Below are 25,263 nucleotides of genomic sequence, written 5' to 3' on the forward strand. Positions count from 1 at the left end.
ATGCCGGTCCCGGCCGGTGGGTGCCTCAGCCCGTGTGGACGCGCGGGCGTCGGGCGCGGTCCGGTTCCGCCTCGCGCAGGACCTCGCGGGTGACCGGGGCGACCTCGCCCTGCCCGAAGAGGAAGAAGCGCAGGAAGTTGGCGAACGGGTTGCCCTCGGTCCACTCGAAGTAGATGTGCGGGGTGCAGCCCGTCATGTCCCGGACGTGGAGGAGCATCGCGGCGAGCGCGTTGGGGATGGAGGAGGACTCCAGGGTGAGGATGCGGTAGCGGTTGTGCAGGACCTCGCCGCGCACGGTCAGGCCCGCCTCGAACTCGGAGGGGTCGGTGACCGTGACCTCGACGAAGACGAAGTCCTCCTGTTCGGGCATCTCGTTGTCGGCCCGGATCTGCTCGACCTTGTCGCGGTACTCGGCCTTGTCGCGCCGGTCGGGCTCGTTGGCGATGAACCGGATCTTGCGGCTGGCCATGTCCCGGACGAATCGTTCCGCCATCGGGTCCATGGCCACGTGCGTCACGCGCAGCTCGAAGGCGCGGGCCAGCCGGGACAGCAGCGAGACCAGGATGATGCCGACGATGAAGCAGGCGCCGATCTTCACGCCGTCGGGGCGTTCGATGACGTTCACGACGGTCGTGTACAGGAACACCACGGAGATGATCGCGAACGTGATGGTCCAGCCCCGCTGGCGTGCCTTACGGGCGGCGATGGTCACCGCGATCGCCGCGGAGCTGATCAGGACCAGCACACCGGTGGCGTAGGCGCCGCCCTGCTTGTCGACGTTGGCGTCGAAGATCCAGGTGACCAGGAAGGCGATCAGGGTGAAGACGATGACCATCGGGCGGACGGCGCGCGCCCAGTGCGGGGCCATGCCGTACCGGGGAAGGTAGCGAGGCATCAGGTTGAGCAGACCGGCCATGGCGGAGGCGCCGGCGAACCACAGGATGGCGATGGTCGAGACGTCGTAGACCGTGCCGAAGGCTCCGCCCAGGTACTCGTGCGCGAGGTAGGCGAGCGCGCGGCCGTTGGCCGGGCCGCCGGGCTTGAAATCGTCCGCCGGGATCAGCAGCGTGGTGATGAAGCTGGTCGCGATCAGGAAGGCGCTCATGATCAGGGCGGCGGTGGTCAGCAGCTTCTTGGTGTCCCGGATCCGGCCGGCCGGCCGCTCCTCGGTGTCAGCCGCGTCGCCCTCGACGTGCGGCATGACGGCGACGCCGGTCTCGAAGCCGGAGAGGCCGAGGGCGAGTTTCGGGAAGACGATCAGGGCCACGCCGATCATCACGAAGACGTTGCCGTGCTCCGCGGTCAGGGCGGTGGTCCAGTCGGTGATCACGTGCCCGGCGGTCACCACGTGATACAGGCCGACGATCACGACGACGAGGTTGAGCGCGAGGTAGATGCCGACCAGGGCGACGGCGACACCGATGGCCTCCAGGAAGCCCTTGAGGAACACCGCGCCGAGCAGGGCCACCAGGAACAGGGTGATCAGCATCTGGTGGCTGTGGAGCGCGCTGGTCAGGTGCGGGTTCTCCACCAGGTGGGTGGAGGCGTCGGCGGCCGACAGGGTGATGGTGATGAGGAAGTCGGTGGCCGCGAAGCCCAGCAGGGTCAGGACGAACAGCTTGCCCTGCCAGAACGAGAGCAGTCGCTCCAGCATCGCGATGGAACCCTCGCCGTGCGGGCTCTCCTCGGACACCCGGCGGTAGACCGGCAGGGCGCCGGCCAGGGTGACTATGACGAGCACGATGGTCGCGATGGGCGAGAGCAGACCGGCCGCGAGGGCCGCGATGCCCGGCTGGTAGCCGAGGGTGGAGAAGTAGTCGACACCGGTCAGACACATCACGCGCCACCAGCGCTGGCCCTTGTGCGCGGGCTCTGGCTCGGCCTCGGGGCGGGCATGGCCACCCTTGCCCATGTCGGACAGCCCCTCCAGCATCCAGGTGCGCAGGCGACTGGGAGGAGGGTGCTCGGTCGTGGCCATCGGCGTGCTCCTGGTGTGCGGCTCAGCTGTTTCCGGCCATCACGCGGACGGCGGCACCAGCGTAAGCAGAGAGTGACGCCTGGGCCCACGGATCCTGGGCTCGGGGGCGTCAATCTTGCGTTAAGAAAGACCCGACGGAAGGAGGTGACACATCAAGAAGCGGAGGCCCGGCGGCCGACGGCACGCGTTGGGCCGTGAAGAGGAGGGAAAGCCGCGGACTCCGGCCCGGACACCCAGCGTCATCTCGTACGACACCTCCATGCTGCCCCGCGGACAGCGGAACCGCAGCCGCACGGCCCCTGCGTCCGCTACTCCAGACCCGACGCCCGGAACACCGTCAGGGCCGTCTCCCGGTCGATGCGTTCCGTCAGTTGGTGCAGGGCCGTGGTGCCGGAGCGGAGGGTGCCGGAGGTCTCCGAGGTGTGGGCTGCCTCGGCCAGGTGGTGCCAGAGGTCGGGGTTGCGGAGGAGGACCTCGGGGTCGATCTCGACGCGGGAGCCGAGGGCGTCGCGCAGGACCAGGCTCTGTGCGACGCCGTCCCGTGGGCGGATCGCGATCAGCTGGTCGGTGCGGACGCGGCGGGTGCGCAGCAGGCGGCGGGAGGCCAGCCAGCCCTCGCCGGCCGAGACCCGGGCGGGGAGGAGGACGAGGAAGAGGAACAGGGCCAGGGAGATCCACAGGGCCGAGCGCCACCAGGTGAGGGTGCCGGCCACCGCGTCGACGAGCAGGAGCATGCCCAGCAGCACGGCCGCGCAGCGGGCCGAGCTGTACAGGTCCGGGGCCCACTGGCGGTCGTACACCACGGACGAGGAGCCGTGCGGGTGCGGGACCGTCACCTCGGAGCGGGTGTCGTCGCGGTGCTCCATGGGTTCGACGGTAGGGAGCGGAGAGCCTGCCGGGACAGGGCCGTGCGCGATGTTGACGGGACCCTGACGGCGCCGCGCCGGGTCTTGACGCGCTCGCAACGCCTCACAGACCCCGGGTGTCCATGCGCCGATGCCATGCGTTGCGCCGGTGGACGGACACCAGGTCCGACTCCAGCGGCGACGGCGGTACCGCGAGGACCGGGCAGTCGGCATGGGTGAGGCAGTGCCGGGAGACCCGGCCCGAGAAGGCGCGCTGCAGGCCGCGCCGGCCGGCGCCCACGACCAGCAGGTCGTCCTCGCGGTCGGCGGTCGCCACCAGCGCCCTGCCCGGAGTGCCGCGGACGACGAGGGCGTGCATCGGCACCCCTGGCCCGCTCTCCCCGAAGATCTCTTCCAGCACGGAGGCCAGCCGCTGCTTGGCCAGCCGCTGCCACTCCTCGACCAGCAGACCTGCGGCGGGGGAGCGGCGCGCGGCGGGATCGCCGCCGGGCGGCTCCCAGGCCAGCACCGGCCACAGTTCCGCTCCCAGCCGCCGGGCCAGCGCCGCGGCCCGGCGCAGGGCCGTGACGCTGCCCAGGGAACCGCTCACCCCGACCACCACACGGGCGGCCGCCGAGGCGTCGTAACCGGACATGACTCCACCGCTCCTCATGGATGCCCGCGGGCTGCCCCCGTGGGTGGGTCCGCGTACAGGGCTTCTCTCCCATCCCACTCCCGTACCGGCGATTCGACCAGCCGACGGGAGCAATTCCTGGCAGGTCGCTGACGGCCCCGGCTTGTCCGGCGCCCGCGTGCGTCAGCAACCCGTCAGTGTCGCCGCGTTCGCCGTCAGCATCGCGTCATGAGGGATCGGAACACCGGCCCGGCCGGGCATAGCGTCGAAGCGGCCCCGGTCCGCCTCCCCGCGTCCGGGGCGCTCAAGGCCACCACGCTCCTCCCAGGAGGCAACCCATGCCCGAACTCGTCTGCGGTGACGACCCGGAGCCTTCCGAACGCACCCCGGCCGGACTCCTGTTCGTCCCTGTCCGGCCGGGACCCGCCGGGTGCGCGGCCCGCCTGTTCCGCACCCCCCTCGGCGACCGCACCGCGGTCGCCTTCACCTCCACCCGCCGCCTGGCCGGCACGCTCGGTCCCGACCAGCCGTGGATCCGGCTCGCCGAGCCCGCACTGCGTGCGCTGACCGCGCCGCTCGACGTCACCACCGTCACCGTGGACCCCACGTTCTCGGCCCCGGCGCCCGTACCCGCCGCCCCGTCGATCCCGCTCCCGGCCTTCCGGGTCACGGAGGGGAGCATCCGATGACCACCCTGCACGAAGCGACCACCCCGCACGCGGCAGCCGTCCCCACCACCCCGACCGCCCCCACCACCCCCGCCGACCTGTCCGTCTGGCCCGCCTCGGCCACCGAACCCCGTCCCGGTGACCTGGCCGTCGGCGGAGTTCCGCTCGCCGAGGTCGCGGACCGGTTCGGCACCCCCGTCTACCTGCTCGACGAGGGCGAGGTGCGCGAGCGCTGCCGTACCTACCGGCAGGCCTTCCCCGAGGCCGAAGTCCTCTACGCGGCCAAGGCGTTCCTCTGCCGGGCCATGGTCCGCTGGACGGACGAGGAGGGCCTGGGCCTGGACGTCTGCTCCGCCGGTGAGCTGGAACTGGCGGTCACCGCCGGGTTCCCGCCCGAGCGGATCGTGCTGCACGGCAACGCCAAGTCGCCGCACGATCTGGAGTTGGCGCTGCGCCTCGGGGTGGGCCGGATCGTGATCGACAGCCCTGTGGAGATCGCCCGGCTGGCCGCCGCCCTCGGCCCCGACGGCAGGCAGCAGGTGCTGGTCCGCGTGGTGCCCGGGGTCGCCGCGGGCGGGCACGAGAAGATCCGCACCGGCACCGAGGACCAGCAGTTCGGGCTTTCCCTCTCCGACGGCCACGCCCAGCACGCCATCGCCCGCGTCCTCGACCAGCCGCAGCTCCGACTGGTCGGCCTGCACTGCCACTTGGGCTCGCAGATCACCAGCGTGAAGCCGTACGTCACCGCCGTGCGCCGCATGGTCGGCCTGCTGGCCCGGCTGCGCGACCAGCACGGCCTCGTGCTGCCCGAACTCGACCTCGGCGGCGGGCACGGCATCGCCTACCGCCCCGGCGAGCCGGCCCTCGACCCGGCCGTACTGGCCCGCAGGGTCCGCGCCGAACTCGCCGCGTCCTGCGCGGCGGCCGACCTGCCGGTGCCCCGCCTGATCATCGAACCCGGCCGCGCGATCGCCGGCCCGGCGGGCATCGCCGTCTACCACGTCCTCGCCGTCAAACGCACCGGCGACCACACCTTCGTGGCGGTCGACGGCGGCATGAGCGACAACCCGCGGCCCGCCCTGTACGGCGTCCGCTACGCACCCCGCCTGATCGGGCGGCCCGCCACCGCGCCCCTGACCCCGGTGACCGTCGTGGGCCGGCACTGCGAGGCCGGTGACGTCCTCGCCGAGGCCCAACTCCCCGCCGACATACGCCCCGGCGACCTGCTCGCCGTACCCGCGGCCGGCGCCTACCAGCTGTCCATGGCCTCCGGCTACAACCTGGTCGGCCGCCCGCCGGTGGTCGCCGTGCACGCCGGCCGGGCCCGCCTGTTGGTCCGCCGTGAGTCGCTGGCCGACCTGCGCAGCCGTGACGTGGGCGTCTGACGCGACCCTGTCCCAAGTCGCTGCGCCGCATGCCGGACTCCGGGGCGGCCCGCCGTGCACGCAGGCTGGGCCCGCCTGCTGGTCCGCCGAGAGTCGCTGGCCGACCTGTGCAGCCGTGACGTGGGCGTCTGACGCCACCCCGTTCCACGTCACGCCGCCGCATGCCGGACTCCCGGGCGGCCCGGTCCTCCCTCCCTCGCCGGCCGGACCGCCCGGGCCCTGCAGTTGCTCCGTCCGCCTGAGTCCCACGGTAGTGGGCCAGTAAGATTCGCCGCCAGGTTCGAAACTTTCGGCATCCTGTGAGGCGTGCATGCGGACGTACGACAACCCCGTCATCCCCGGCTTCCACCCCGACCCGAGCGTGTGCCGCGTGGGGGACGACTACTACCTGGTGTGCTCCAGCTTCGAGTACTTCCCCGGCCTGCCGTTGTTCCACAGCCGGGACCTGGTGCACTGGCGTCAGATCGGCAACGTCCTCGACCGGCCGGGGCAGTGGGCGCTGCCCGACGACGTGCCGGCCTCCGGCGGCGTCTACGCGCCGACCATCCGGCACCACGACGGGCTCTTTCACGTCATCACCACCATCGTCGGCGCCGGAGGGACCTTCCTCGTCACCGCCGAACGCCCCGAGGGTCCCTGGTCCGACCCGGTCTGGATCGACCTGCCCGGCATCGACCCCGACCTCGCCTGGGACGAGGACGGGCAGTGCTGGTGCGCCATGGCCGGGGTCACCGTGTCCCGCATCGATCCGCGGACCGGGAAGGCCCTCGAAGGGCCGCTGCCGATGTGGTCCGGCACCGGTCTCAGGGACCCCGAGGCGCCGCATCTGTACCGGGTCGGCGACTGGTGGTACCTGCTGATCGCCGAGGGCGGCACCGCACTCGGCCACGGCGTCTCGGCCGCCCGCGCCCGCTCCCCGCGCGGCCCCTGGGAACCGGCGCCCGGCAACCCGCTGCTGTCCCACCGCGGCACCGGCCTGCCCGTCCAGTCCACCGGTCACGCCGATCTGGTCCAGGCGGCCGACGGCAGCTGGTGGATGGTGCTGCTCGGCACCAGGCCGCGCGGCTACTTCCCGGAGTTCCACGTCCTGGGCCGCGAGACCTTCCTGGTGCCGGTGGAGTGGGCGGACGGCTGGCCGCGGGTGGGGCCGGTGCGGGAGCGGCACCCGGCACCGGCCGCCTGGGCGCCTCACGGGCCGGCGCCCGTCCGGGACGACTTCACCGACCGGACCCTCGCAGCGCACTGGATCTCCCCGCGCAGCCGGCCCGACGGCTGCTGGTCCCTGGCCGAGCGGCCCGGCTGGCTGACGCTGACGGCCACCGGTGACAGCCTCGACCGGCCCGGGCACACCTTCGTCGGCCGCCGCCAGCAGCACCCCGACTGCCGGGCCGCCGTGCTGCTCGACCCCGGACCGTCGTCGCGCTCCGGGCTGTCCGTCCGCCTGGACGAGGCCCACCACTACGACCTCGAAGTGGCCGGGGGCGAGGCGGCCCTGGTCGTACGGATCGGGCCGGTGCGGCAGCGGATCGCCGCACACCCGGTGCCCCCGGGTCCGGTCACCCTGGCCCTGGACATCCGTGCCGACCGGGAGCCGGCGCACCTGAGCGGGCCCGACAGCATCGCCTTCTCGATCGAAACTTCCGAAGGATCCGTTCGACTGGCCGAACTGGACGGCCGCTATGTGTCCACCGAGGTGGCCGGTGGCTTCACCGGCCGTGTCCTCGGGATGTACGTCACCGAGGGGAGCGCGGCCTTCGACTGGTTCGACTACGAGTCCGCGACCTGACGCACGACATCTTGACGCTCCCCATGCGCCTTCCTAGAGTCGCGGTTCGGAACGTTCGGAGATTCAATCGAATGTTTCGGCCCACCGGGATGTCAACCGGAGTGCCCACCGGGATGCGGTGAACGATCCGGCGGCATGCGGTGGGCCCGCTTTTCCTTCTCGGGACCCTCTCCGAAGCAACTCCGAAAGTTTCGAAGGAGCGCATGATGGGCGACCCTGCACTGTCCCGCCGCGGCTTCCTGGCGGCCTCCGTCGCCGCCGGCCTCGGTGTGACCGCACTCAGCGGCTGCGGCGGCGACTCGGACGGAGGGTCGTCCTCGGGGACGACCACCATCGAGTGGTGGAACATCTCCACCACCGAGCCCACCAAGACCGTCTGGGCCGGCCTCGCCAAGAAGTTCGAGGCCCAGAACCCCAAGGTCAAGGTGAAGATCGTCCAGCTGGAGAACGACGCCTACAAGTCGAAGATGACCGCACTGACCGCCTCCGGGAAGCTGCCGGACATCTTCCACACCTGGGGCGGCGGCGTGCTGAAGCAGCAGGTCGACGCGGGTCTGGTCGAGGACCTCAGTGACCCCACCAAGCCCTGGGCCGACGGACTCCTGCCGGTGGCCAGGCAGCCGTACCTCCTCGACAACAAGCTGTACGGCATCCCGTTCGACATCGGCATGATCGGCTTCTGGTACAACAAGGCGCTCTTCAAGCAGGCCGGCATCACCGCGCCCCCGACCACCTGGAGCGGCTTCCTCGACGCCGTACGCAAGCTGAAGGCCAAGGGCATCACCCCCCTCGCCCTCGCCGGCAAGGAGAAGTGGCCCGGCATGTACTACTGGGCCTACCTCGCGATGCGGACCGCCGGCGTCGACGCCCTGCGGAAGGCCGACGACGCCAAGGACTTCACCGGGGCCGGGTTCGTCGAGGCCGGGCAGCACCTCAAGGACCTGGTCGGGCTCCAGCCGTTCCAGAAGGGGTTCCTCGGGGCGGCCTACTCCACGCCCACCGGACAGGCCGCCGCCGTCGGCAACGGCAAGGCGGCCATGGAACTCATGGGCCAGTGGGCCCCGGTCGTGGAGGCCGACGCCGGCAAGGGCCTCGGCTCGGACCTCGGCTTCTTCCCGTTCCCCGCGGTCGAGGGCGGGAAGGGCGCCATCACCGAGGTGTTCGGCGGTGGCGGCGGGCACGCCCTGCGCAAGGGCGCCCCACAGGCGGCCGTCGACTTCCTGAAGTTCTTCGTCGCCGAGAGCACCGACGTCGAACTCGTCAAGAAGACGGGCGTCCTGCCCGTGGTCCCGGCCGCCGAGAGCGCCATCTCCGACCCCAACACCAAGGCCGTACAGGCGCAGTTGAAGGGCGCCACCGGCTTCCAGCTCTACCTCGACCAGGCGTACGCCCCCGCCGTCGGCCAGGAGGTCAACGACAGCGTCGCCGCGCTCATCGCCGGCTCCAAGTCCCCCGAGCAGGTCGCGCAGTCGATCACCAAGACCGCGAAGGAAGAGCAGTAGCCGGCGATGACCTCCACCTTCCTCCCGGACAAGCGGTCGGGCCCCGACGTCGCCCCACCGCCCCCGGCCGTGGCCTCGGCCCGGGGGCGGGCCCGGCGGCGCACCCTGAACTGGCTCACCGCGGTCGGCTTCCAGGTCCCCGCACTGGTGCTGTTCATCGCGCTGGTGCTGCTGCCGATGCTGTTCGCGCTGTACGCCGCCTTCTTCCGCTGGGGCGGCTTCGGCATGCCCTCCGACTACACGGGCGCGGACAACTTCACCCGGCTCTTCCAGGACCCGGTCTTCCTGGGCGACCTGTGGCGCTGCCTGGTCCTGGTCGTCCTGTCCCTCGCCCTGCAACTGCCGTTCGCGCTCGCCATGGCCGTGGCCCTCAACCAGCGGCTGCGCGGACGGGCCGTGTACCGGATGCTGTTCTTCGCGCCGTACGTCCTGTCCGAGGCCATCACCGGCGTGCTGTTCGGCATGGTCTTCGCCCCGGACGACGGACTCGCCGACCACGTCCTCGGCGGCATCGGCCTGGACGGGCTGGGCGGGGAGTGGTTCGCCGATCCCTCCTACGTCATGGCGACCCTCTTCCTGGTCATGACGTGGAAGTACTTCGGCTTCCACATGATGCTCTACCTGGCCGGACTCCAGTCCATCCCGGCCGAGTTGACGGAGGCCGCGCTGATCGATGGTGCCAATCCCTGGCAGCGCTTCCGCAACGTCACCCTGCCGCTGCTCGCGCCCACCCTGCGCATCAGCGTCTTCCTGTCCGTCATCGGGGCGATCCAACTCTTCGACCTGGTCTGGGTGATCACCCAGGGCGGCCCGGACCACCACTCCGAGACGATGGCCGTGACCATGTTCCAGTACGGCTTCAAGCGCTACCAGGTCGGCTACGCCAGCGCGATCAGCGTGGTCATGTTCGGCATCTGCCTCGTCTTCGCCCTCGCCTACCAGCGGTTCGTGCTCCGCCGCGACCTCGAAGGGGCCACCACGACGATGAGGGGAGCCGGCAAGTGACCCGCAAGAGCGTGCGCACCCTGCCGCTGCACGTGATCCTCGTGGCCGTCGGCGCGGTGATGGTCGTACCCCTGGTGTACGCCGTCCTCTCCGGCTTCAAGTCCACCGACGAGCTGTCCAGCAACCCGTTCGGGCTGCCCGAGCACTGGCTGACCGGCAACTACACCGGCATCCTCGGCTCGGGCGACTTCTGGCGGCTGGTCGGCAACAGCACGCTGATCGCGGTGGGCACGACCGTGCTGGTGGTCGCCGTGTCCGCGCTCGCGGCCTTCTCCTTCGCCCGGTTCGCCTTCCGCGGGCGGGAAGTGCTGTTCACCGTCTTCACGATGGGGCTGATGTTCCCCTTCGCGGTGGCCGCCCTGCCGCTGTTCCTGCTGCTGCGCTACCTGGACCTGCTGGACAATCCGCTGGGCGTGATCCTCCCGCAGGCCGCCTTCGGACTGCCGATGACGATCATCATCCTGCGCGGCTTCTTCCGGGACATCCCCGGCGAGCTGGAGGAGGCGGCCACCCTCGACGGCTGCAGCTCCTTCGGGTTCTTCTGGCGGGTGCTGCTGCCCATGGCTCGGCCCGCGCTCGGCACCGTCTCCGTCCTCGCGGTCGTCACCAGCTGGAACAACTTCTTTCTCCCGCTGCTCGTGTTCACCGACTCCAAGTGGTGGACCCTGCCCATCGGCGTCCAGCAGTTCCAGGGCCAGTACTCCTCGGACTACGCCCGCGTCTTCGCCTACCTCGTGCTCGCCATGGTCCCCGCGCTCGCCTTCTACTCGGTCGCCGAGCGCCAGCTCGTCGGCGGCCTCACCGCGGGTGCCACGAAGGGCTGAGCACACGCTTCGAGCACCTTTCGAGAGACAGGAGTCGCACCATGCCCAAAAGCAGCACGCGCCTCGGACTGACCGGCGTCCTCGCAGCCGTCCTGGTGGCCGCCGGCCTCGCCACCGGCCCCGCCGCCCAGGCCCACGCACGGCAGCCCACCCTCGCCGACCTCGCCCAGCGCCACGGCCGGTACTTCGGCAGCGCCACCGACAATCCCGAACTCACCGACAGCGCCTACACGAAGATCCTCGGCAGCGAGTTCGACATGATCACGCCCGGCAACGGAATGAAGTGGTACGCCACCGAGCCGCGGCAGGGCGTCTTCGACTGGACCAACGGCGACCAGATCGTGAACCTCGCCCGGAAGAACCAACAGAAGGTCCGCGCCCACACCCTGGTCTGGCACAGCCAGCTGCCCGACTGGCTCACCTCGAAGCAGTGGACGGCCACCGAACTGCGGGCCGTGCTGAAGAAGCACATCACCACGGAGGTACGGCACTACCGGGGCAAGGTCTACTCCTGGGACGTCGTCAACGAGGCCTTCAACGAGGACGGCAGTTACCGCGAGACCCTCTGGTACAAGACCCTCGGGCCCGGCTACATCGCCGACGCCCTGCGCTGGGCCCACCAGGCCGATCCGCGCGCCAGGCTCTACCTCAACGACTACAACATCGAGGCCGTCGGCCCGAAGAGCGACGCCTACTACCGGCTGGCCCAGGACCTCAAGGCGCAGGGCGTCCCGCTCGACGGCATCGGCTTCCAGGCCCATCTGGCCCTCCAGTACGGCTATCCCACCACCCTGCAGGACAACCTGCGCCGCTTCTCCCGCCTCGGCCTCGACACCGCCCTCACCGAGGTCGACGTCCGCATGCAACTGCCCGCGACCGAGGAGAAGCTCGCCGAGCAGGCGGACTGGTACCGGGACCTGACCGGGGCCTGCCTGGCCGTGCGTCGCTGCGTCGGCGTGACGATCTGGGACTACACCGACAAGTACTCCTGGATCCCGGCCTTCTTCCCGGGCGAGGGCGCGGCCCTGCCCTGGGACGAGCAGCTGAACCCCAAGCCGGCCTACACCGCGTTGCGGGAGGCGCTGCGATAGCGCTCGGCTACGGACCGTAGCCACCCCCGGACACACGTCGGGGCCGGTGCGCACCATGGGCGTGCGGCCGGCCCCTCTTGGGTCACCGGGCGGTGCGGCGGACCGCCCGGGGCGCTGCTCAGGCGGCGGTCATCACCTGGTCCGCACCGAGCGGGCGGTGCGGGGCGATGACGCGGCCGTCGGGCAGCAGCTCACCGGTGTCCTCGAAGAGCAGGACGCCGTTGCACAGCAGACTCCATCCCTGCTCCGGGTGGTGCGCCACGAGGCGGGCGGACTCCCGGTCGGCGGACTCGGCTTGCGGACACGGTGGCTGGTGCTGGCACATGGGTGGGATCTCTCGCTCGTTCGTGGTCATGTTCGTCCCCCGTGGTGATAGTCGGTCGGAACCCAGTGTTGCCCTCTGGGCGTCATTCCGCAGGGATTTCGCAGCACCGCTTCTCACAGGTTCATGACGCGTCACCCGCGCGGACGGTTCAGTCCAACTGCACTGTCCCTTTGGGTGGTTCCGGGTGGCCGGATAGGGCTAGTCCGGACGGAAGAGAACCTTTTCCGGCTCGTCGGAGCGGGTAATTGCTCGTACGAGCACATTCTATTCCCCTGGGGCGCCGCAGCCCCGGAAAAGTATTCGCATCCCGGCAAAAACAGTCGTACCCCGCTTCCCTTCCGGGCGGCGGGGTACGCGGGCGTCGTTCAGGCGGGTGAGCCGAGCAGTGGGACGGGGGTCGCCCGAAGGGTCAGCACGGGAAGCAACTCGGAGACCCGGTAGGGCCGGTGGGCGGATATGCCGGGCGGCGCCGGCGCCAGGGGGATCAGCAGGTCGGTGGCGGCCGGATGGCCCTCGGCGGGCTCCGCGGCGACCTCGCCGTGCAGCCACAGGGTGAGCATGTACAGGCCGGGCACGGACAGCAGTCGCGGCTGGTACTGCTGCTGCAGCGCCTCGGCCTGCTGCAGAGCCCGTTCGGTGGAGGCTATGTAGGGGCCTTCGAAGAAGTGCGAGAAGGCCCAGCCGTCCGGGGTGAGCATGGTGTCGGCCGCGGCGACCGCGCGGTCGCCGCAGCGGATCAGGAAGCGCCACCCGGCCAGCCGGGTCGCGGACAGGCCCTGCGCGGTGATCCGGTCCAGCACGTGCACGGGAAGCGGCAGTTCGGGCGTCGCGGGGCCCTGCGCGGCGCGCAGGGAGGGAGTTCGGGCCTCACGGACCGCGGTGGGGGAACCGAGGGCCGTGAGGACGGAGCGCAGGGCGGGCGCGGGTGCAAGGGGCACATGCAGCGGCATGGTGGGTCGCCTCTCGTTCGACAGGCGCGGCGGCGCGAGAAGGGTGGGGCGGACGACGCTGTCTGCTCACGGGTGGGCCTGGAGAGGTGGGGGGTCCGGATCGGTGGACGAGGGTGCGGCTGAGGCCTGCCGCGCGTCAGTTCGACGGCAGGATCACGACAGGAACCGGGACCGCGGGCACCAACCTTAGGCCTTGTTCGCGAAGTTTATACGACACGTGTTCAGACGATGTTTCGTCTACCGGATTCCGCTTGACTCGGCAAGGGGTCATTCAGCCGGAGATACGCGTAAATCATCCAGATTTCCGGTCCGGGACCGCGCTGCTGACCTCGGAATACATCGTCACAGCGGTCGGCCGAATGTCGTCGGCGTTTTTCACGAGGCCGTCCGGGTACCCGAAGGTGCGTACTGCGGCATGCCCCGTGAATGTGCCGCGGGGAACATTCCGAAAGAGTAGCGGGTGCCGAGCCCGCAGGGGACGTTATCGATCGCTTCGGCTGGGCATCATCCCACCTGACCCGGGACCCCGGCGGCCGGATCTGCGGCCCGCCCATCCGAGGAGGGACACTTCGATGGGGGAGAAGGTCGTGGCGGGGCAGTTCGACCTGTCCGATCGCCAGCGCTACCGCGAAAAGCTGCAAAAGTGTCTGGCGGGACTGGAGCGGCTGCTGGTCGAGAAGCGGTTCGACCGCCCGAAGAACCTCATGGGTGTGGAGATCGAACTGAATCTCACCAGCCCCGACGGCATGCCGAGAATGTTGAACGGTCAGGTGCTGGAGCGCATCGCCAGCCGTGATTTCCAAACAGAACTCGCCAGGTTCAATCTGGAAGTCAACATAGCCCCACACAGGTTGGGCGGCCGGGTATTCGACCGGCTCGCCGAGGAACTGCGCACCTCCCTCGCGTATGCCGACCGGAAGGCCGGCGAGGTGGACGCCGGAATCGTGATGATCGGCATTCTGCCCACGCTCGAACCCGACGACGTGGTCTCCGCCAACCTCTCCGAGGCGGACCGTTACACCCTGCTCAACGAACAGATCGTGGCCGCCCGCGGCGAGGACTTCGTCCTCGACATCGAGGGTGTGGAGCACCTGACCCGCACCTCCAAGTCCATCGCCCCCGAGGCCGCGTGCACCTCCGTCCAGCTGCACCTCCAGGTCACTCCGGGCCGCTTCGCCGACGTGTGGAACGCGGCGCAGGTGGCGTCGGCCGCGCAGATCGCCGTCGGCGCCAACTCGCCCTTCCTGTTCGGGCACGAGCTGTGGCGAGAGTCCCGGGTGCCGCTGTTCCTGCAGGCCACCGATACCCGCCCGCCGGAACTCCAGGCCCAGGGGGTGCGGCCGCGCATCTGGTTCGGCGAACGCTGGATCTCCTCCGCGTACGACCTGTGGGAGGAGAACCTGCGCTTCTTCCCGCCCCTGCTGCCGATCTGCGACGCCGAGGAGCCGCTGGAGGTCCTGGACGCCGGCGGCGTGCCCCGGCTCGCCGAACTCGTCCTGCACAACGGCACGGTCTACCGCTGGAACCGGCCCGTCTACGACATCGCGAACGGCGTTCCGCACCTGCGCGTGGAGAACCGGGTGCTGCCGGCCGGACCGACCGTCATCGACGTGATCGCCAACGCGGCCTTCTACTACGGCCTGGTGCGTGCCCTCGCCGAGGAGTCCCGGCCGCTGTGGACCCGGCTGCCCTTCGCGGCGGCCGAGGCCAACTTCGACGCGGCGTGCCGGTACGGCATCGACGCGCGCTTCGTCTGGCCGCGCCGGGGACGCTATGGCGGCACCGGCGAGGTCGACGCGGTCACCCTGGTCCGTGACGAGCTGCTGCCGCTGGCCTCGGCGGGACTGGACGCGTGGGGCGTGGAGGCCGCCGACCGGGACCTCTACCTGGGCGTCATCGAGGAGCGGTGCCGGCGCCGGGTCAACGGGGCGTCCTGGCAGGCGGCGACCTTCCACCGGGCCCTGGAGCAGGGCCTCGGCCGTGAGGCGGCCCTCGCCGCGACGACCCGGCGCTATGCCGAGCTGATGCACGCCGGGGAGCCGGTGCACACCTGGCCGGTGGGGCTTCGCGAACCCGCGCCCCTCGGCTGAGGGCCGCCGGTCCACGCGGGAAGCCCCGCCCGGGCAAGCGCTCCGAATGTCGATCCGGCATGCTGTGACCTCGCATGACCGGACCGAAGGCAGGAGTGCACGTGGAGGCTGACCCGGTGGCCGAGTCGTACCCGCGGGAGCGGTTCTCGCGGCGGATCTTCCGGGACGAGACGCTGCTCGTCCTCGGGCTCTCGCTCGGGGCGAGCGGGGTGTCCGCACTGATCAGCTTCGTCGGGTCGGTCACCAAACCGGGCGGGCTCAAGGAGCAGGCGGCCACCCTCAACGCCTCGGCCGCGCCCGGCCGCCCCTGGCTCGACCTCGCCTGGCAGCTCTTCGGCATCGCCAGCGCCCTGGTCCCCGTGGCCCTGGTCGCCCATCTGCTGCTGCGTGAGGGCGAGAGCCTGCGCACGCTCGGCTTCGACCGCACCCGCCCCTGGCCCGACCTCGGCCGGGGCGCGGGCGTCGCGGCCGTGATCGGAAGCACCGGCATCGCCTTCTACCTGGCCGCCCGCGGCCTCGGCTTCAACCTCACCGTGGTGCCCGAGGCGCTGCCCGACGTGTGGTGGAAGTACCCGGTGCTGGTCCTGTCCGCCCTGCAGAACGCGATCCTCGAAGAGGTCATCGTGGTCGGCTATCTGCTGCGCAGACTGGGGCAGTTGGGCTGGACCCCGGGGACCGCCCTGGTGGCCAGCGCGGTCCTGCGCGGCTCGTACCACCTCTACCAGGGCATCGGCGGCTTCCTCGGCAACATGGTCATGGGCGTCGTCTTCGTCTGGCTCTACCGCCGCTGGGGCCGGGTCGGCCCGCTGGTCGTCGCGCACTCCCTGCTCGACATCGGCGCCTTCGTCGGCTACGCCCTGCTCGCGGGCAAGGTGGGCTGGCTGCCCACGGCCTAGGGGGTGTCTTCTGAAGTCACCTGGCCGAGCAGCTCGCCGTCGATCACCGTGACCGCGTGGCCGGTGAGCAGGGTGCGGTCGCCGCGCAGGCCGGTGCGGACCAGGCCGGTGCGGCGGGAGGCCTGCAGGCCGGTGAGGTCGTCGCGGCCCAGGCGGGCGGACCAGTACGGGGCGAGCGAGGTGTGGGCGCTGCCGGTGACCGGGTCCTCGTCGATGCCCAGGTTCGGGAAGAAGCAGCGGGAGACATAGTCGTAGCCGAGCGACGGATCCTCGGCGCGGGCGGTGGCGATGACGCCGCGCGGGGAGTGGGCCGCGAGGGCCCGGTGGTCGGGGGCGAGCGCGCGGACCGTGCCCTCGTCGGCCAGCTCCACCAGAAGGTCGCCGACGTCGGGGCCGGTGTCGAGGGCATCGAGCGGTTCGGCGCCCAGCGCCTTGGCGAGCCCGGCCGGGATCTCGACCGGGGTGAGCGGGGCGGTCGGGAAGTCCAGGGTGATCGAGCCGTCCGCACCCGGCGTGGCGATGAGCACCCCGCTGCGGGTGGCGAACCGCGCCGGTCCCTCGTGGGCACCGGTGCTGAACAGGACATGGGCGGTGGCGAGCGTGGCGTGCCCGCACATCGCGACCTCGGTGACGGGCGTGAACCAGCGCAGCGCCCAGTCCGCCGGGCCGCCCTCGGGCAGCCGGTGCGCGAACGCCGTCTCGGCGTGGTTGACCTCCAGGGCCACGTTCTGGAGCCGGTCGTCGGCCGGGAAGACGTCGTCCAGGATCAGGACTCCGGCCGGATTGCCGGCGAAGGGGCGGTCGGTGAAGGCGTCGACGATTCGGATGCGCATGGGCCCGACGCTAGGGCTGCGGGAAGCCGCGGACCAAGGCCAATTCACGAACTCTGGACCGAATTCGCCCAGGTGGCGCGGCCGGCCGTGACCCACGGGGCGAGCTGGCCGACGCCGAACGCCACCTCCACGACGAGGAACGGCCACAGCACCTGCGGACCGCCGTGCGCCAGTGCGTACGCCTGCCACAGGGCGAAGAGCGTGCGCGCGACCCCGTCCAGCAGGCCGTGCAGCGGCAGCGGTCGTACGACCCGCAGGACGGACCAGACGACCACGACCGAGCCCATCAGGTTGGCGTAGAGGGTCTGCATCGGGTCGAGCGCGGGGAAGGCACCCAGCCCGGCCGCGTCACCCGCCGCCGTCAGCAGGTCGTGCACCAGCGCGTACGTCCACGGCGTGGCGAAACCGGCGGTGACGAGCAGGTCGTACCAGCCGCTCGCCCGTACCAGGCGCAGATAGGAAGGACGGGAGGGGATGGGGGAAAGACTCATGAAGGGCTCCTCGGGCGGGGTTCGGCTCCGACGCGGCTCACGCTAAACAGCGGAGTACGCTCCAAGGTCAAGTCCGGGGAGCGGTGGGGGAGTCATGCGCATCGGAGAACTGGCCGCACAGGCGGGCCTGTCCAAGGACACCGTTCGCTTCTACGAGCGGATCGGGCTGATCGAGGGCCGCCGACTCTCCAACGGCTACCGCGACTTCCCGCCCGAGACGCTGACCTGGCTGCACTACGTCCGCACCGCACAGACCCTCGGCTTCACGCTGGCGGAGATCGCCCGGCACGGCGCTGACCTGCGCCACGCCCCGGACAGCGCCGAGGCACTGTCCGCCCTCCTCGCCGACAAGATCCGCATCATCGACGCCCGCATGGCCGAACTCACGGCCCTCCGCGCGGATCTCACCGCCCGCGTCGGCACCGGTTGCCCGCTGCGGGCAACCGGGACGGATGCCTGACCCAGCCGGTACAGCCATCCAGCGCGCTCATATCAAGGGCGTTGTCATGCGAACAGTTCCGATATATCGTTGAGGCATCGCGTAAGGAACGCGAGTGATACGTGACTGATCAACGATGGAATGGAGTGATCGCTATGCGTACCCACGGATTCGAGCGTGGACATCGTCAGGACGGCCCGGGTCGGCGCGGCTGGGGCGGGGTCGGTGGATTCGAAGGGCGCCGGGGTGCCTTCGGGCCGTTCGGGCCGGGTGGTCCCGGCTTCGGGCCCGGCGGGCCCGGCTTCGGACCGGGGCCCTGGGGGCCGCGAGGACGTGGCGGCCTGAGGGGAAGGGCGCGGCGCGGTGACGTGCGCGCCTCGATCCTGGCCCTGCTCAAGGACCGGCCCATGCACGGCTACGAGATGATCCAGGAGATCGCCGAGCGCAGCGGCGGAGCGTGGAAGCCCAGCCCCGGCTCGGTCTACCCCACCCTCCAGCTGCTGGAGGACGAGGGCCTGATCGCCAGCGAGAGTGAGGGCGGCAAGAAGCTGTTCTCCCTGACCGAGAGCGGTCGCAGCGCCGCCGAGGAAGGTCCGGACGCTCCCTGGGAGGAAGCCTCTCGCGGGGTCGACTGGGAGGCCCTCACGGAGATCCGGCAGGCCGGCTTCGGTCTGATGCAGGCCTTCGGGCAGGTCTGGAACACCGGCACCAAGGAGCAGCGCGAGAAGGCGCTGGCCGTCGTCAACGACGCCCGCAAGAAGCTGTACCTCATCCTCGCCGACGAGGACTGAGGTCCACGGCGACGGAAGGCGCCCCGTGGGGACTCCGCGGGGCGCCTTCCCGTGTCCGTGTCTGTGTGTGGGGGGTGAGTTCGAGGTGGTCAGGCCACCAGGCCGCCCAGTTTGCGCAGTGACTCGTTCAGGGCGGCCGTCGCCGAGTCCTTGAGCTTGCCCGCCATCAGCGACACCGCGGCGCCGGTGAACTCGCCGTCGATGCGGACCGTCGTGGCGTCGCCGTCAGGGGTCAGCGTGTAGCGGGTGGCCACGGTCACGGCCATCGGGCCCTTGCCGCGGATGGCGAACACCCGCGCCGGTTCCAGCTCCTCGATGGTCCAGTCGACCTCCGCCGGGAAGCCCATCAGCTTCATGTTCTCCTGGAACGTCCCGCCCACCGCCAGGGTCTCGGGCCCGCCCTGGGGGAAGCTGGTGTGGGTCGCGTTCCACTCGCCGTACGCCGACCAGTCGGTGAGCTGGGTCCATACCTTCTCGGCCGGTGCCTGGATGCGTGCCTCGGCGCTGACTTCGGCCATGCGACCACCCCTTCGTGTCGGGCTACGGTGTCGCGGAACGTAGCCTCAGGGCCTCGAACATTCAATACTGATGAACCGTCAGGAATTGTGTTCCCCGGGTGCGTGCCTCGGCCGGAGAACGGCCTGATCTCCTCCGTAAGGATGAGATTCCGGCCGGTGATGTCCACTCTCTGCGGGACACGAAGATGGACCCCCTCGAGGATGACTCGGCCCGTTGGGGCTGATGGGGTAGGGGTCGTGCAACACCGTACAGCCCGTCAGCCCGCCCACGACCAGGGCGGCCTGCCCATGGACGACGACGCCGGGCTCAGTGCCGAGCTGGTGGCGGTGGTCGCCGGTGCCCGCCGCAGGGCCCTGCGGGACGGGGACCGGCAGATCGACACCGCCCATCTGCTCCACTCCCTTCTCGAGTCCGACCCCGAGGTCCGCGCCACCGTCGGCGAAGCCCCGCAGCTCGCCCGGCTGCTCGGCTATCTCGTGCAGCGCAGCATCGGTTACGGGCTGCGCTGGCAGAGCGGTGTGGAGGACTCCGGCGCCATCGCGGTCGTACCGGACCCCGCCCCGTACGGCGGTGAACCCAAGGAGGCCGGAGGCTGGTCGCCCGTCGCGGCCGCCGCCATGGAGGAGGCCCGCCGGCGCGCCCGGAGGCGTGGCGAGACCCGCGCGGGCGGCACCGACCTGCTGGCCGCGCTGGTGGTGGACCCGCAGTCCCGGGCCGTCGAGGTCCTGGAACGTGCCGGCATCCCCGCCTGTGACCTGCGCGCCCGTGTCGAGGCCCGCGCGGCGGAGTACGCCGAGGAGGGCGGCGCGGCCTGCTGAAGCAGGGTTCCGGTGCCCCGGCCGGCCCCCCCGCATTCCATCTCCTGAGACAGGTGTCAACAGGGATGACGCTCATGTCATCGCCTGTCATCATGTGCCGGTGCATACGTCTGAGAGCAGTCAGGGCGGGCAGATCAGCCGCGGCAAGGGCGTCGGGCTCGGTCTCGCGCTCGCATCGGCGCTGACCTTCGGCGGGGCCGGTCCCGCCGCCAAGCCGCTGATCGAGGCGGGACTCGACCCGCTCCACGTGGTGTGGCTGCGGGTCGCGGGCGCGGCCCTGGTGATGCTGCCGTTCGCGGTGCGGCACCGCGCCCTGGTGCTCCGCCGTCCCGCGCTGCTCGCCGGGTTCGGACTGCTCGCCGTGGCCGGTGCCCAGGCCTGCTACTTCGCCGCGCTCTCCCGGATACCCGTCGGAGTGGCGCTGCTCATCGAGTACCTGGCCCCCGCGCTGGTGCTCGGCTGGGTGCGGTTCGTGCAGCGGCGGCCGGTGTCGCGCGCCGCCGCGCTCGGTGTGGTGCTCGCGGCGGGCGGACTCGCCTGCGTGGTGGAGGTGTGGTCGGGGCTGAGCCTCGACGCGCTCGGCCTGCTGTTCGCGCTCGGTGCCGCCTGCTGCCAGGTGGGCTACTTCGTCCTGGCCGACCAGGGCAGTGAGGCGGGCGAGCAGGCGCCGAACCCGCTCGGCGTCATCGCGTACGGCCTGCTCGTGGGTGCCGTCGTACTGACCGTCGTGGCCCGTCCCTGGAGCATGGACTGGTCGGTGCTGGCCGGCTCCGCCGACATGAACGGCACCGCCGTCCCGGCCTTCGCCCTGCTCGGCTGGATCGTCCTGGTCGCCACGGTGGTCGCGTACATCACCGGCGTGCTGTCCGTACGGCGACTGTCCCCGCAGGTCGCGGGCGTCGTCGCCTGCCTGGAGGCGGTCGTCGCGACCGTCCTGGCCTGGGTGCTGCTGGGCGAGCACCTCTCGGCGCCGCAGATCCTCGGCGGCGCCGTCGTCCTCCTCGGCGCGTTCATCGCCCAGTCCTCGACGCCGGCCAAGGGCTCCGCCGAGCCGGTGGCCACGGGCGGCGCGGAAAGGGAGTTGTCCGCCCCGGGTACGACTGCCTAGGGTGCCGATCATGCACGTGAGCACGCTCGTCCTTCCGCCCCCGGCCGCCTGAGGCGGGCCTCCGGGAAGAACACGCCCCGCGCGTAGCGCCGGGCGGGACGGTGCTGCCCGCAGACGAAGTCCGTACGCCCCGCCGAGGCGGGCCGCTTTCCGAACTTCCGCACCTCTGTGCGCTTCTGCGGAGAAACCTCGTGTCGAACGCTGTCTCCGGCCTGCCCGTCGGGCGTGGCCTGCTCTATCTGATCGTCACCGGTGCCATCTGGGGCACCGTGGGCGCCGCCGCCTCCCTGGTCTACCGGACCGGGGACATGGGCCCCTTCGCCCTCTCGTTCTGGCGCTGCGCCGCCGGACTCGTGCTGCTGCTGGCCGGCCGCCGGCTGCGCTCCCGGGTCCGCCCGGCCACGCCCGAGCCCCTGCGCCGCAGGGCCGGCAAGGCCCTCGCCACCGGTATCGGGCTCGCCGTGTTCCAGACCGCCTACTTCGCGGCCGTCCAGTCGACCGGGCTCGCCGTGGCCACCGTGGTCACCCTCGGCGCCGGGCCCGTCCTCATCGCGCTCGGCGCCCGGCTCACCCTGGGGGAGCGGCTGGGCGCGGGCGGTGTCCTCGCGGTCACCGGGGCCGTGGCCGGGCTGGCCGTGCTGACCCTCGGCGGCTCGGCCGCGACCGTCCGGCCGCCGGGCGTGCTCTGGGCCCTCGCGTCGGCGGCCGGCTACTGCGCGATGACCCTGCTGACCCGGTGGTGGGGGCGCGACACGGGAGCCGACGCCTCCGGCACCACCATCGGGGCCTTCGGGGTCACCGCCCTGTGCCTGCTGCCGTTCGCCCTGGGTGAGGGGCTGTTCCCGCACACCGACCACCCCGTACGGCTGCTGGTGCTCCTCGCGTACATCGCGTCCGTCCCGACCGCCCTCGCCTACGCCCTGTACTTCGCGGGAGCCGCCGTCGTACGGTCCGCCACCGTCTCCGTGATCATGCTGCTGGAGCCGGTGACCGCGGCCGTGCTCGCCGTGGTCCTGCTCGGCGAGCCGGTCACGGCGGCCACGGTGACCGGCACCCTGCTGCTGCTCGGCGCGGTCGCGGGCCTGGCGCTCACCGAGGCCCGCGACCGCCGGGAACCGGTCCCCGTGTGACCCCTCGGGTCACAGCGCCGCCACGTACTCCGGGACCTCGATGCCGGGCGCCAGGTCGGCGTTGTCGAGCGGGGTGTCGTAGCCCTTGCGGAGCGGGACGACCCCGGCCCAGTGCGTCAGGGCGAGGTCCTCGGGGTCGTCGTTCGCGCCGCCGGTGCGGATCTTGGCCGAGACCTCGTCGAGGTCGAGGCGGATGACCGCGGTGGCGGCCAGCTCCTTCTTGTTCGCGGGCCGGGAGTCGGCGGACCGGCCCGGCACGACCTGGTCCACCAGCGCGTCCAGGGCCAGCCGCCGCTCCTCGGAGTCGGTGACCTCGTGCGCGACGCCGTGCACCACCACGGAGCGGTAGTTGATCGAGTGGTGGAAGGCGGAGCGGGCCAGCACCAGCCCGTCGACATGCGTGACCGTGAGGCAGACCGCGAGGCCGGGGTCCGCCTCGCCGGTCATCCGCAACGGGCGCGAACCGGTGGACCCGTGCACATAGAGCCGCTCGCCGACCCGGCCGTACAGCGTGGGCAGCACCACCGGGGCACCGTCACGGACGAAGCCGAGGTGGCAGACGTAGCCCTCGTCGAGTATCGCGTGCACCACGTCCTTGTAGTACGACGCCTTCTGCGCGGATCGCGTCGGCACGGTGCGGTCGGTCGGGGTGTACGAGACGGGCTTCGGCGGAGTCTCCTGGGTCCCCTGCATGGCGTTCTCCATTGCACTAGTGCATAATTGGCTTTGTGCTAGGAGAGTATCCGATTCAGGGGCACGGCGCAGCTGAGATCGCGGCCAGTGTCGAGCGCGCGGTCGGCGCCGGTGAGCTGGAACCGGGCCAACCGCTGCCTCCCATGCGGGAGTTGGCGACCCGGCTCGGGGTGAACCCGAACACGGTCGCGGCCGCCTATCGCACCCTGCGTGAGCGCGGGGTGATCGAGACCGCCGGCCGCCGGGGCAGCCGGATCCGGCCGAAGCCGGCGACGACGGGGCGCGAGAAGATCCGGGTGGCCGTGCCCGAGGGTGTGCGGGACATGGCCGACGGCAACCCGGACACCGCGCTGCTGCCAAGCCTGGCGGAGGCGTTCGCGGCGGCCGCCGCGCTGAGCGACCGGGAACCCGTGCTGTACGGGCACGACCCGGTGGAGCCGGAGCTGGCGCGCCTCGCCCGCGCCGCCCTGGACGCCGACGGAGTGCCCGACGGCCCCATCGCCGTGGCCTCCGGCTCCCTGGACGCCGTCGAGCGGGTCCTCACGGCGCACCTCAAGCCGGGCGACCAGGTGGGGGTGGAGGACCCGGGGTGGGGCAGCGCGCTCGATCTGGTCCCGGCGCTCGGTCTGCGCACGGTGCCCGTCGGCGTCGACGACGAAGGACCACGCCCCGACGACGTCCGGCGTGCCCTGGAGTCCGGGGTGCGGGCGCTGATCGTCACGGACCGGGCGCAGAACCCCACCGGCGCCGCGCTCACCGCCCCACGCGCGCGTGCACTGCGGTCACTGCTCCGGGAGTACCCCGAGACGCTGTTGATCGAGGACGACCACGGCCACGGCATCGTCGACGTGCCGCTGCACCCGCTCGCCGGGGTCACCCACCACTGGGTCTTCGTCCGCTCCGTCGCCAAGGCCTGGGGCCCGGATCTGCGACTGGCCGCGTTCACCGGGGACGCGGTCACCCTCGACCGGGTGCGTGGGCGGCAGCGGCTGGGCCCCGGGTGGGTGAGCCGGCTCGTTCAGCGGGCCGTCGTGCGGCTGTGGAGCGACGGCGCGGTGGACCCGCGCGAGGTGGCGGCCTCGTACGGCGCCCGCCGGGACGCCCTGATCGAGGCGCTGGCCGCGCGCGGCGTGACGGCGTACGGCCGCAGCGGCATGAACGTCTGGGTACCGGTCCCCGACGAGACGGGCGCGGTGGCCCGCCTGCTGCACGCGGGCTGGGCGGTGTCTCCGGGGGCCAGGTTCCGCCTGAACGCCCCACCGGGCATCCGCATCACGATCTCGACGCTGACGAGGGAGGAGACCGGTGAGCTGGCGGATGCAGTAGCGGCGGCAATGGGCCCGACACCGGTGCGAACTTATGTGTAGCGCGGGCCAATGGACTTAGGGGCGCGGGGCTGTATCGATATGCGACTCCGCCGCGTGGGCGCGACAAGCCACATCGAACCGGCACTCGCGCACACTCCCCGCACCCCACCCCCTCAGGCGCCCCGCCGAAGCTGAGTAAGCGCAGCCCCTGCAAGAACGACCACCGCCCCCACCGGCGTGGTCCACCGAAGCGACTCCCCAAGAATCGCCACCCCCGCAGCCGTGGCGATCACCGGAATGAAGTACGTGACCATCTGCGCCGTAGTCGGCCCCACTTCAGCAACCAACCCGTACTGAATGAGCACCGCCAGCCCCGTCCCCAGGGCCCCCAGCGCGGCGATCGCCAGCAGCGGGACCAGCGAGAAGTGATCCGGAACCGAAGTGAACAGCGGTGTCACAACGGCCAGTTGAAGGGTGGCCAACAGCAACTGCGCACCGGTCATCGACAAGTGGGAGTTCCCCGTACCCGCCAGATTCCGCCGAACATAGATCCACCCGATGGGATAGCTCAGCGAGGCCAACAGCGCCATGGCCGTACCCGTCGCATCCAGCCCATGGAACCCCTGCCAAGCCCCCAGCACCGTCAGCACCCCCAGGAACCCCAGGCCAAGTCCAGCGAAGCGAACCCGCGTGGGCCGGTCCTCCGAGAGCGCGACCAGGGACAGCGCCATGCCCCACAGCGGTGACGTCGCGTTGCAGATGCCCGCCAGCGTGGACGGGATGGTCAGCTCCGAGTAGGCGAAGAGGGAGAACGGCAGGGCGTTCAGGAAGAACGCGGCGACCGCCATATGACCCCACACACGCCCCCCGCGCGGCAGCCGCTCCCGCTTCACGGCCATCGCCGCCGCCAGTACCGCCGTACCGAAGACCAGCCGGCCCAGGGTGACCTGAAAGGGCGCGTACCCCTCCGTGCCCACCTTGATCAACAGGAAGCTGAAGCCCCAGATCAGCGAGAGGACGGCGAAGCGCAGCCGCCAGTCGAGGCGGGTGCGGGGGCGGGCAGGGGCGGGGGACTGGGTTCGGGGTGCGGTGACCGTGCTCATGGCATCAACCATGCGGGAGGCAACTTCGTAGCACAATCGAGAATTCCCACCC

The 25,263-nt window shown here is 71.3% G+C and carries 25 protein-coding genes; 15 read left to right on the top strand and 10 right to left on the bottom strand.

Features of this window, described 5'->3' with window-relative positions; all coding sequences use genetic code 11:
• Positions 1-25: 25 nt before the first annotated feature.
• The 3 genes from BEK98_RS00810 to BEK98_RS00820 all read right to left on the bottom strand — a co-directional run bounded on the left by BEK98_RS00810 (position 26) and on the right by BEK98_RS00820 (position 3,478).
• A complete protein-coding gene (locus BEK98_RS00810; RefSeq protein WP_094214359.1) occupies positions 26-1,978 on the bottom strand; it encodes an APC family permease in 1,953 nt (650 codons plus the stop codon).
• Positions 1,979-2,286: 308 nt separating this feature from the next.
• Entirely contained in the window at positions 2,287-2,844 is a 558-nt protein-coding gene (locus BEK98_RS00815; RefSeq protein WP_094214360.1) for a hypothetical protein, read from the bottom strand.
• A gap of 103 nt (positions 2,845-2,947) precedes the next feature.
• Positions 2,948-3,478: a universal stress protein gene (locus BEK98_RS00820; RefSeq protein WP_094214361.1), complete on the bottom strand. Its 531-nt coding sequence runs from the start codon at positions 3,476-3,478 to the stop codon at positions 2,948-2,950.
• A gap of 317 nt (positions 3,479-3,795) precedes the next feature.
• Between BEK98_RS00820 and BEK98_RS00825 the strand changes: the two genes are divergently transcribed.
• The 7 genes from BEK98_RS00825 (at position 3,796) to BEK98_RS00855 (ending at position 11,718) form a co-directional block, all read left to right on the top strand.
• On the top strand, positions 3,796-4,146 hold the full coding sequence (locus BEK98_RS00825) for an SAV_915 family protein (protein WP_094214362.1): 351 nt from the start codon (positions 3,796-3,798) through the stop codon (positions 4,144-4,146).
• Positions 4,143-5,510, top strand: coding sequence for a diaminopimelate decarboxylase (gene lysA, locus BEK98_RS00830; protein WP_094214363.1), 1,368 nt, complete (start codon positions 4,143-4,145; stop codon positions 5,508-5,510). Before BEK98_RS00825 ends, lysA begins: the two co-directional genes overlap by 4 nt.
• 310 nt (positions 5,511-5,820) lie before the next feature.
• On the top strand, positions 5,821-7,296 hold the full coding sequence (locus tag BEK98_RS00835) for a glycoside hydrolase family 43 protein (protein ID WP_094214364.1): 1,476 nt from the start codon (positions 5,821-5,823) through the stop codon (positions 7,294-7,296).
• Positions 7,297-7,502: 206 nt separating this feature from the next.
• Complete coding sequence (locus BEK98_RS00840; protein WP_094214405.1) at positions 7,503-8,798, top strand: extracellular solute-binding protein; 1,296 nt, start codon at positions 7,503-7,505, stop codon at positions 8,796-8,798.
• Positions 8,799-8,804: 6 nt separating this feature from the next.
• A complete protein-coding gene (locus tag BEK98_RS00845) occupies positions 8,805-9,803 on the top strand; it encodes a carbohydrate ABC transporter permease (RefSeq protein WP_094214365.1) in 999 nt (332 codons plus the stop codon).
• A gap of 59 nt (positions 9,804-9,862) precedes the next feature.
• On the top strand, positions 9,863-10,627 hold the full coding sequence (locus tag BEK98_RS00850; protein WP_244201699.1) for a carbohydrate ABC transporter permease: 765 nt from the start codon (positions 9,863-9,865) through the stop codon (positions 10,625-10,627).
• Positions 10,628-10,668: 41 nt separating this feature from the next.
• The gene (locus tag BEK98_RS00855; RefSeq protein WP_094214366.1) at positions 10,669-11,718 is read left to right on the top strand and encodes an endo-1,4-beta-xylanase; all 1,050 of its coding nucleotides are present in this window, start codon (positions 10,669-10,671) and stop codon (positions 11,716-11,718) included.
• Between the two features lie 118 nt (positions 11,719-11,836).
• Here BEK98_RS00855 and BEK98_RS00860 read toward each other — a convergent pair whose 3' ends face one another.
• Together BEK98_RS00860 and BEK98_RS00865 are read right to left on the bottom strand one after the other, a co-directional pair.
• Complete coding sequence (locus tag BEK98_RS00860) at positions 11,837-12,043, bottom strand: DUF5999 family protein (protein ID WP_094214367.1); 207 nt, start codon at positions 12,041-12,043, stop codon at positions 11,837-11,839.
• A gap of 365 nt (positions 12,044-12,408) precedes the next feature.
• Positions 12,409-12,993 carry a hypothetical protein gene (locus BEK98_RS00865; protein ID WP_094214368.1) on the bottom strand — a complete coding sequence of 195 codons (585 nt, stop codon included), beginning with the start codon at positions 12,991-12,993 and terminating at the stop codon, positions 12,409-12,411.
• 572 nt (positions 12,994-13,565) lie between these two features.
• Between BEK98_RS00865 and BEK98_RS00870 the strand changes: the two genes are divergently transcribed.
• A complete protein-coding gene (locus tag BEK98_RS00870; RefSeq protein ID WP_094214369.1) occupies positions 13,566-15,083 on the top strand; it encodes a glutamate-cysteine ligase family protein in 1,518 nt (505 codons plus the stop codon).
• A 95-nt stretch (positions 15,084-15,178) separates the two neighbouring features.
• The gene (locus BEK98_RS00875) at positions 15,179-15,979 is read left to right on the top strand and encodes a CPBP family intramembrane glutamic endopeptidase (RefSeq protein ID WP_094214370.1); all 801 of its coding nucleotides are present in this window, start codon (positions 15,179-15,181) and stop codon (positions 15,977-15,979) included.
• Here the strand turns inward: BEK98_RS00875 and BEK98_RS00880 are convergent.
• Both BEK98_RS00880 and BEK98_RS00885 read right to left on the bottom strand, forming a co-directional pair.
• A complete protein-coding gene (locus tag BEK98_RS00880) occupies positions 15,976-16,812 on the bottom strand; it encodes a PhzF family phenazine biosynthesis protein (protein WP_094214371.1) in 837 nt (278 codons plus the stop codon). The genes BEK98_RS00875 and BEK98_RS00880 overlap by 4 nt on opposite strands.
• A 44-nt stretch (positions 16,813-16,856) precedes the next feature.
• On the bottom strand, positions 16,857-17,303 hold the full coding sequence (locus BEK98_RS00885; protein ID WP_094214372.1) for a hypothetical protein: 447 nt from the start codon (positions 17,301-17,303) through the stop codon (positions 16,857-16,859).
• A gap of 94 nt (positions 17,304-17,397) precedes the next feature.
• Here BEK98_RS00885 and BEK98_RS00890 point away from each other — a divergent pair, with 94 nt between their 5' ends.
• Both BEK98_RS00890 and BEK98_RS00895 read left to right on the top strand, forming a co-directional pair.
• The gene (locus BEK98_RS00890; protein WP_094214373.1) at positions 17,398-17,763 is read left to right on the top strand and encodes a MerR family transcriptional regulator; all 366 of its coding nucleotides are present in this window, start codon (positions 17,398-17,400) and stop codon (positions 17,761-17,763) included.
• 134 nt (positions 17,764-17,897) lie between these two features.
• Positions 17,898-18,533: a PadR family transcriptional regulator gene (locus tag BEK98_RS00895; RefSeq protein WP_094214374.1), complete on the top strand. Its 636-nt coding sequence runs from the start codon at positions 17,898-17,900 to the stop codon at positions 18,531-18,533.
• 89 nt (positions 18,534-18,622) lie between these two features.
• Here BEK98_RS00895 and BEK98_RS00900 read toward each other — a convergent pair whose 3' ends face one another.
• Positions 18,623-19,051: a type II toxin-antitoxin system Rv0910 family toxin gene (locus BEK98_RS00900; RefSeq protein WP_094214375.1), complete on the bottom strand. Its 429-nt coding sequence runs from the start codon at positions 19,049-19,051 to the stop codon at positions 18,623-18,625.
• A gap of 237 nt (positions 19,052-19,288) precedes the next feature.
• Here BEK98_RS00900 and BEK98_RS00905 point away from each other — a divergent pair, with 237 nt between their 5' ends.
• The 3 genes from BEK98_RS00905 to BEK98_RS00915 all read left to right on the top strand — a co-directional run bounded on the left by BEK98_RS00905 (position 19,289) and on the right by BEK98_RS00915 (position 22,108).
• Entirely contained in the window at positions 19,289-19,870 is a 582-nt protein-coding gene (locus tag BEK98_RS00905) for a Clp protease N-terminal domain-containing protein (RefSeq protein ID WP_425276575.1), read from the top strand.
• 94 nt (positions 19,871-19,964) lie between these two features.
• Complete coding sequence (locus BEK98_RS00910) at positions 19,965-20,978, top strand: EamA family transporter (protein WP_094214376.1); 1,014 nt, start codon at positions 19,965-19,967, stop codon at positions 20,976-20,978.
• Positions 20,979-21,169: 191 nt separating this feature from the next.
• Positions 21,170-22,108: a DMT family transporter gene (locus BEK98_RS00915; protein ID WP_094214377.1), complete on the top strand. Its 939-nt coding sequence runs from the start codon at positions 21,170-21,172 to the stop codon at positions 22,106-22,108.
• A gap of 9 nt (positions 22,109-22,117) precedes the next feature.
• Here BEK98_RS00915 and BEK98_RS00920 read toward each other — a convergent pair whose 3' ends face one another.
• Entirely contained in the window at positions 22,118-22,801 is a 684-nt protein-coding gene (locus BEK98_RS00920) for a pyridoxamine 5'-phosphate oxidase family protein (protein ID WP_094214378.1), read from the bottom strand.
• A gap of 35 nt (positions 22,802-22,836) precedes the next feature.
• Here BEK98_RS00920 and BEK98_RS00925 point away from each other — a divergent pair, with 35 nt between their 5' ends.
• Entirely contained in the window at positions 22,837-24,168 is a 1,332-nt protein-coding gene (locus tag BEK98_RS00925; RefSeq protein ID WP_094214379.1) for an aminotransferase class I/II-fold pyridoxal phosphate-dependent enzyme, read from the top strand.
• A gap of 113 nt (positions 24,169-24,281) precedes the next feature.
• Here BEK98_RS00925 and BEK98_RS00930 read toward each other — a convergent pair whose 3' ends face one another.
• On the bottom strand, positions 24,282-25,211 hold the full coding sequence (locus BEK98_RS00930; protein WP_208642970.1) for a DMT family transporter: 930 nt from the start codon (positions 25,209-25,211) through the stop codon (positions 24,282-24,284).
• Positions 25,212-25,263 lie beyond the last annotated feature (52 nt).

Origin of the sequence: Streptomyces diastatochromogenes (assembly GCF_002242805.1) — a bacterium.
Taxonomy (GTDB): domain Bacteria; phylum Actinomycetota; class Actinomycetes; order Streptomycetales; family Streptomycetaceae; genus Streptomyces; species Streptomyces diastatochromogenes.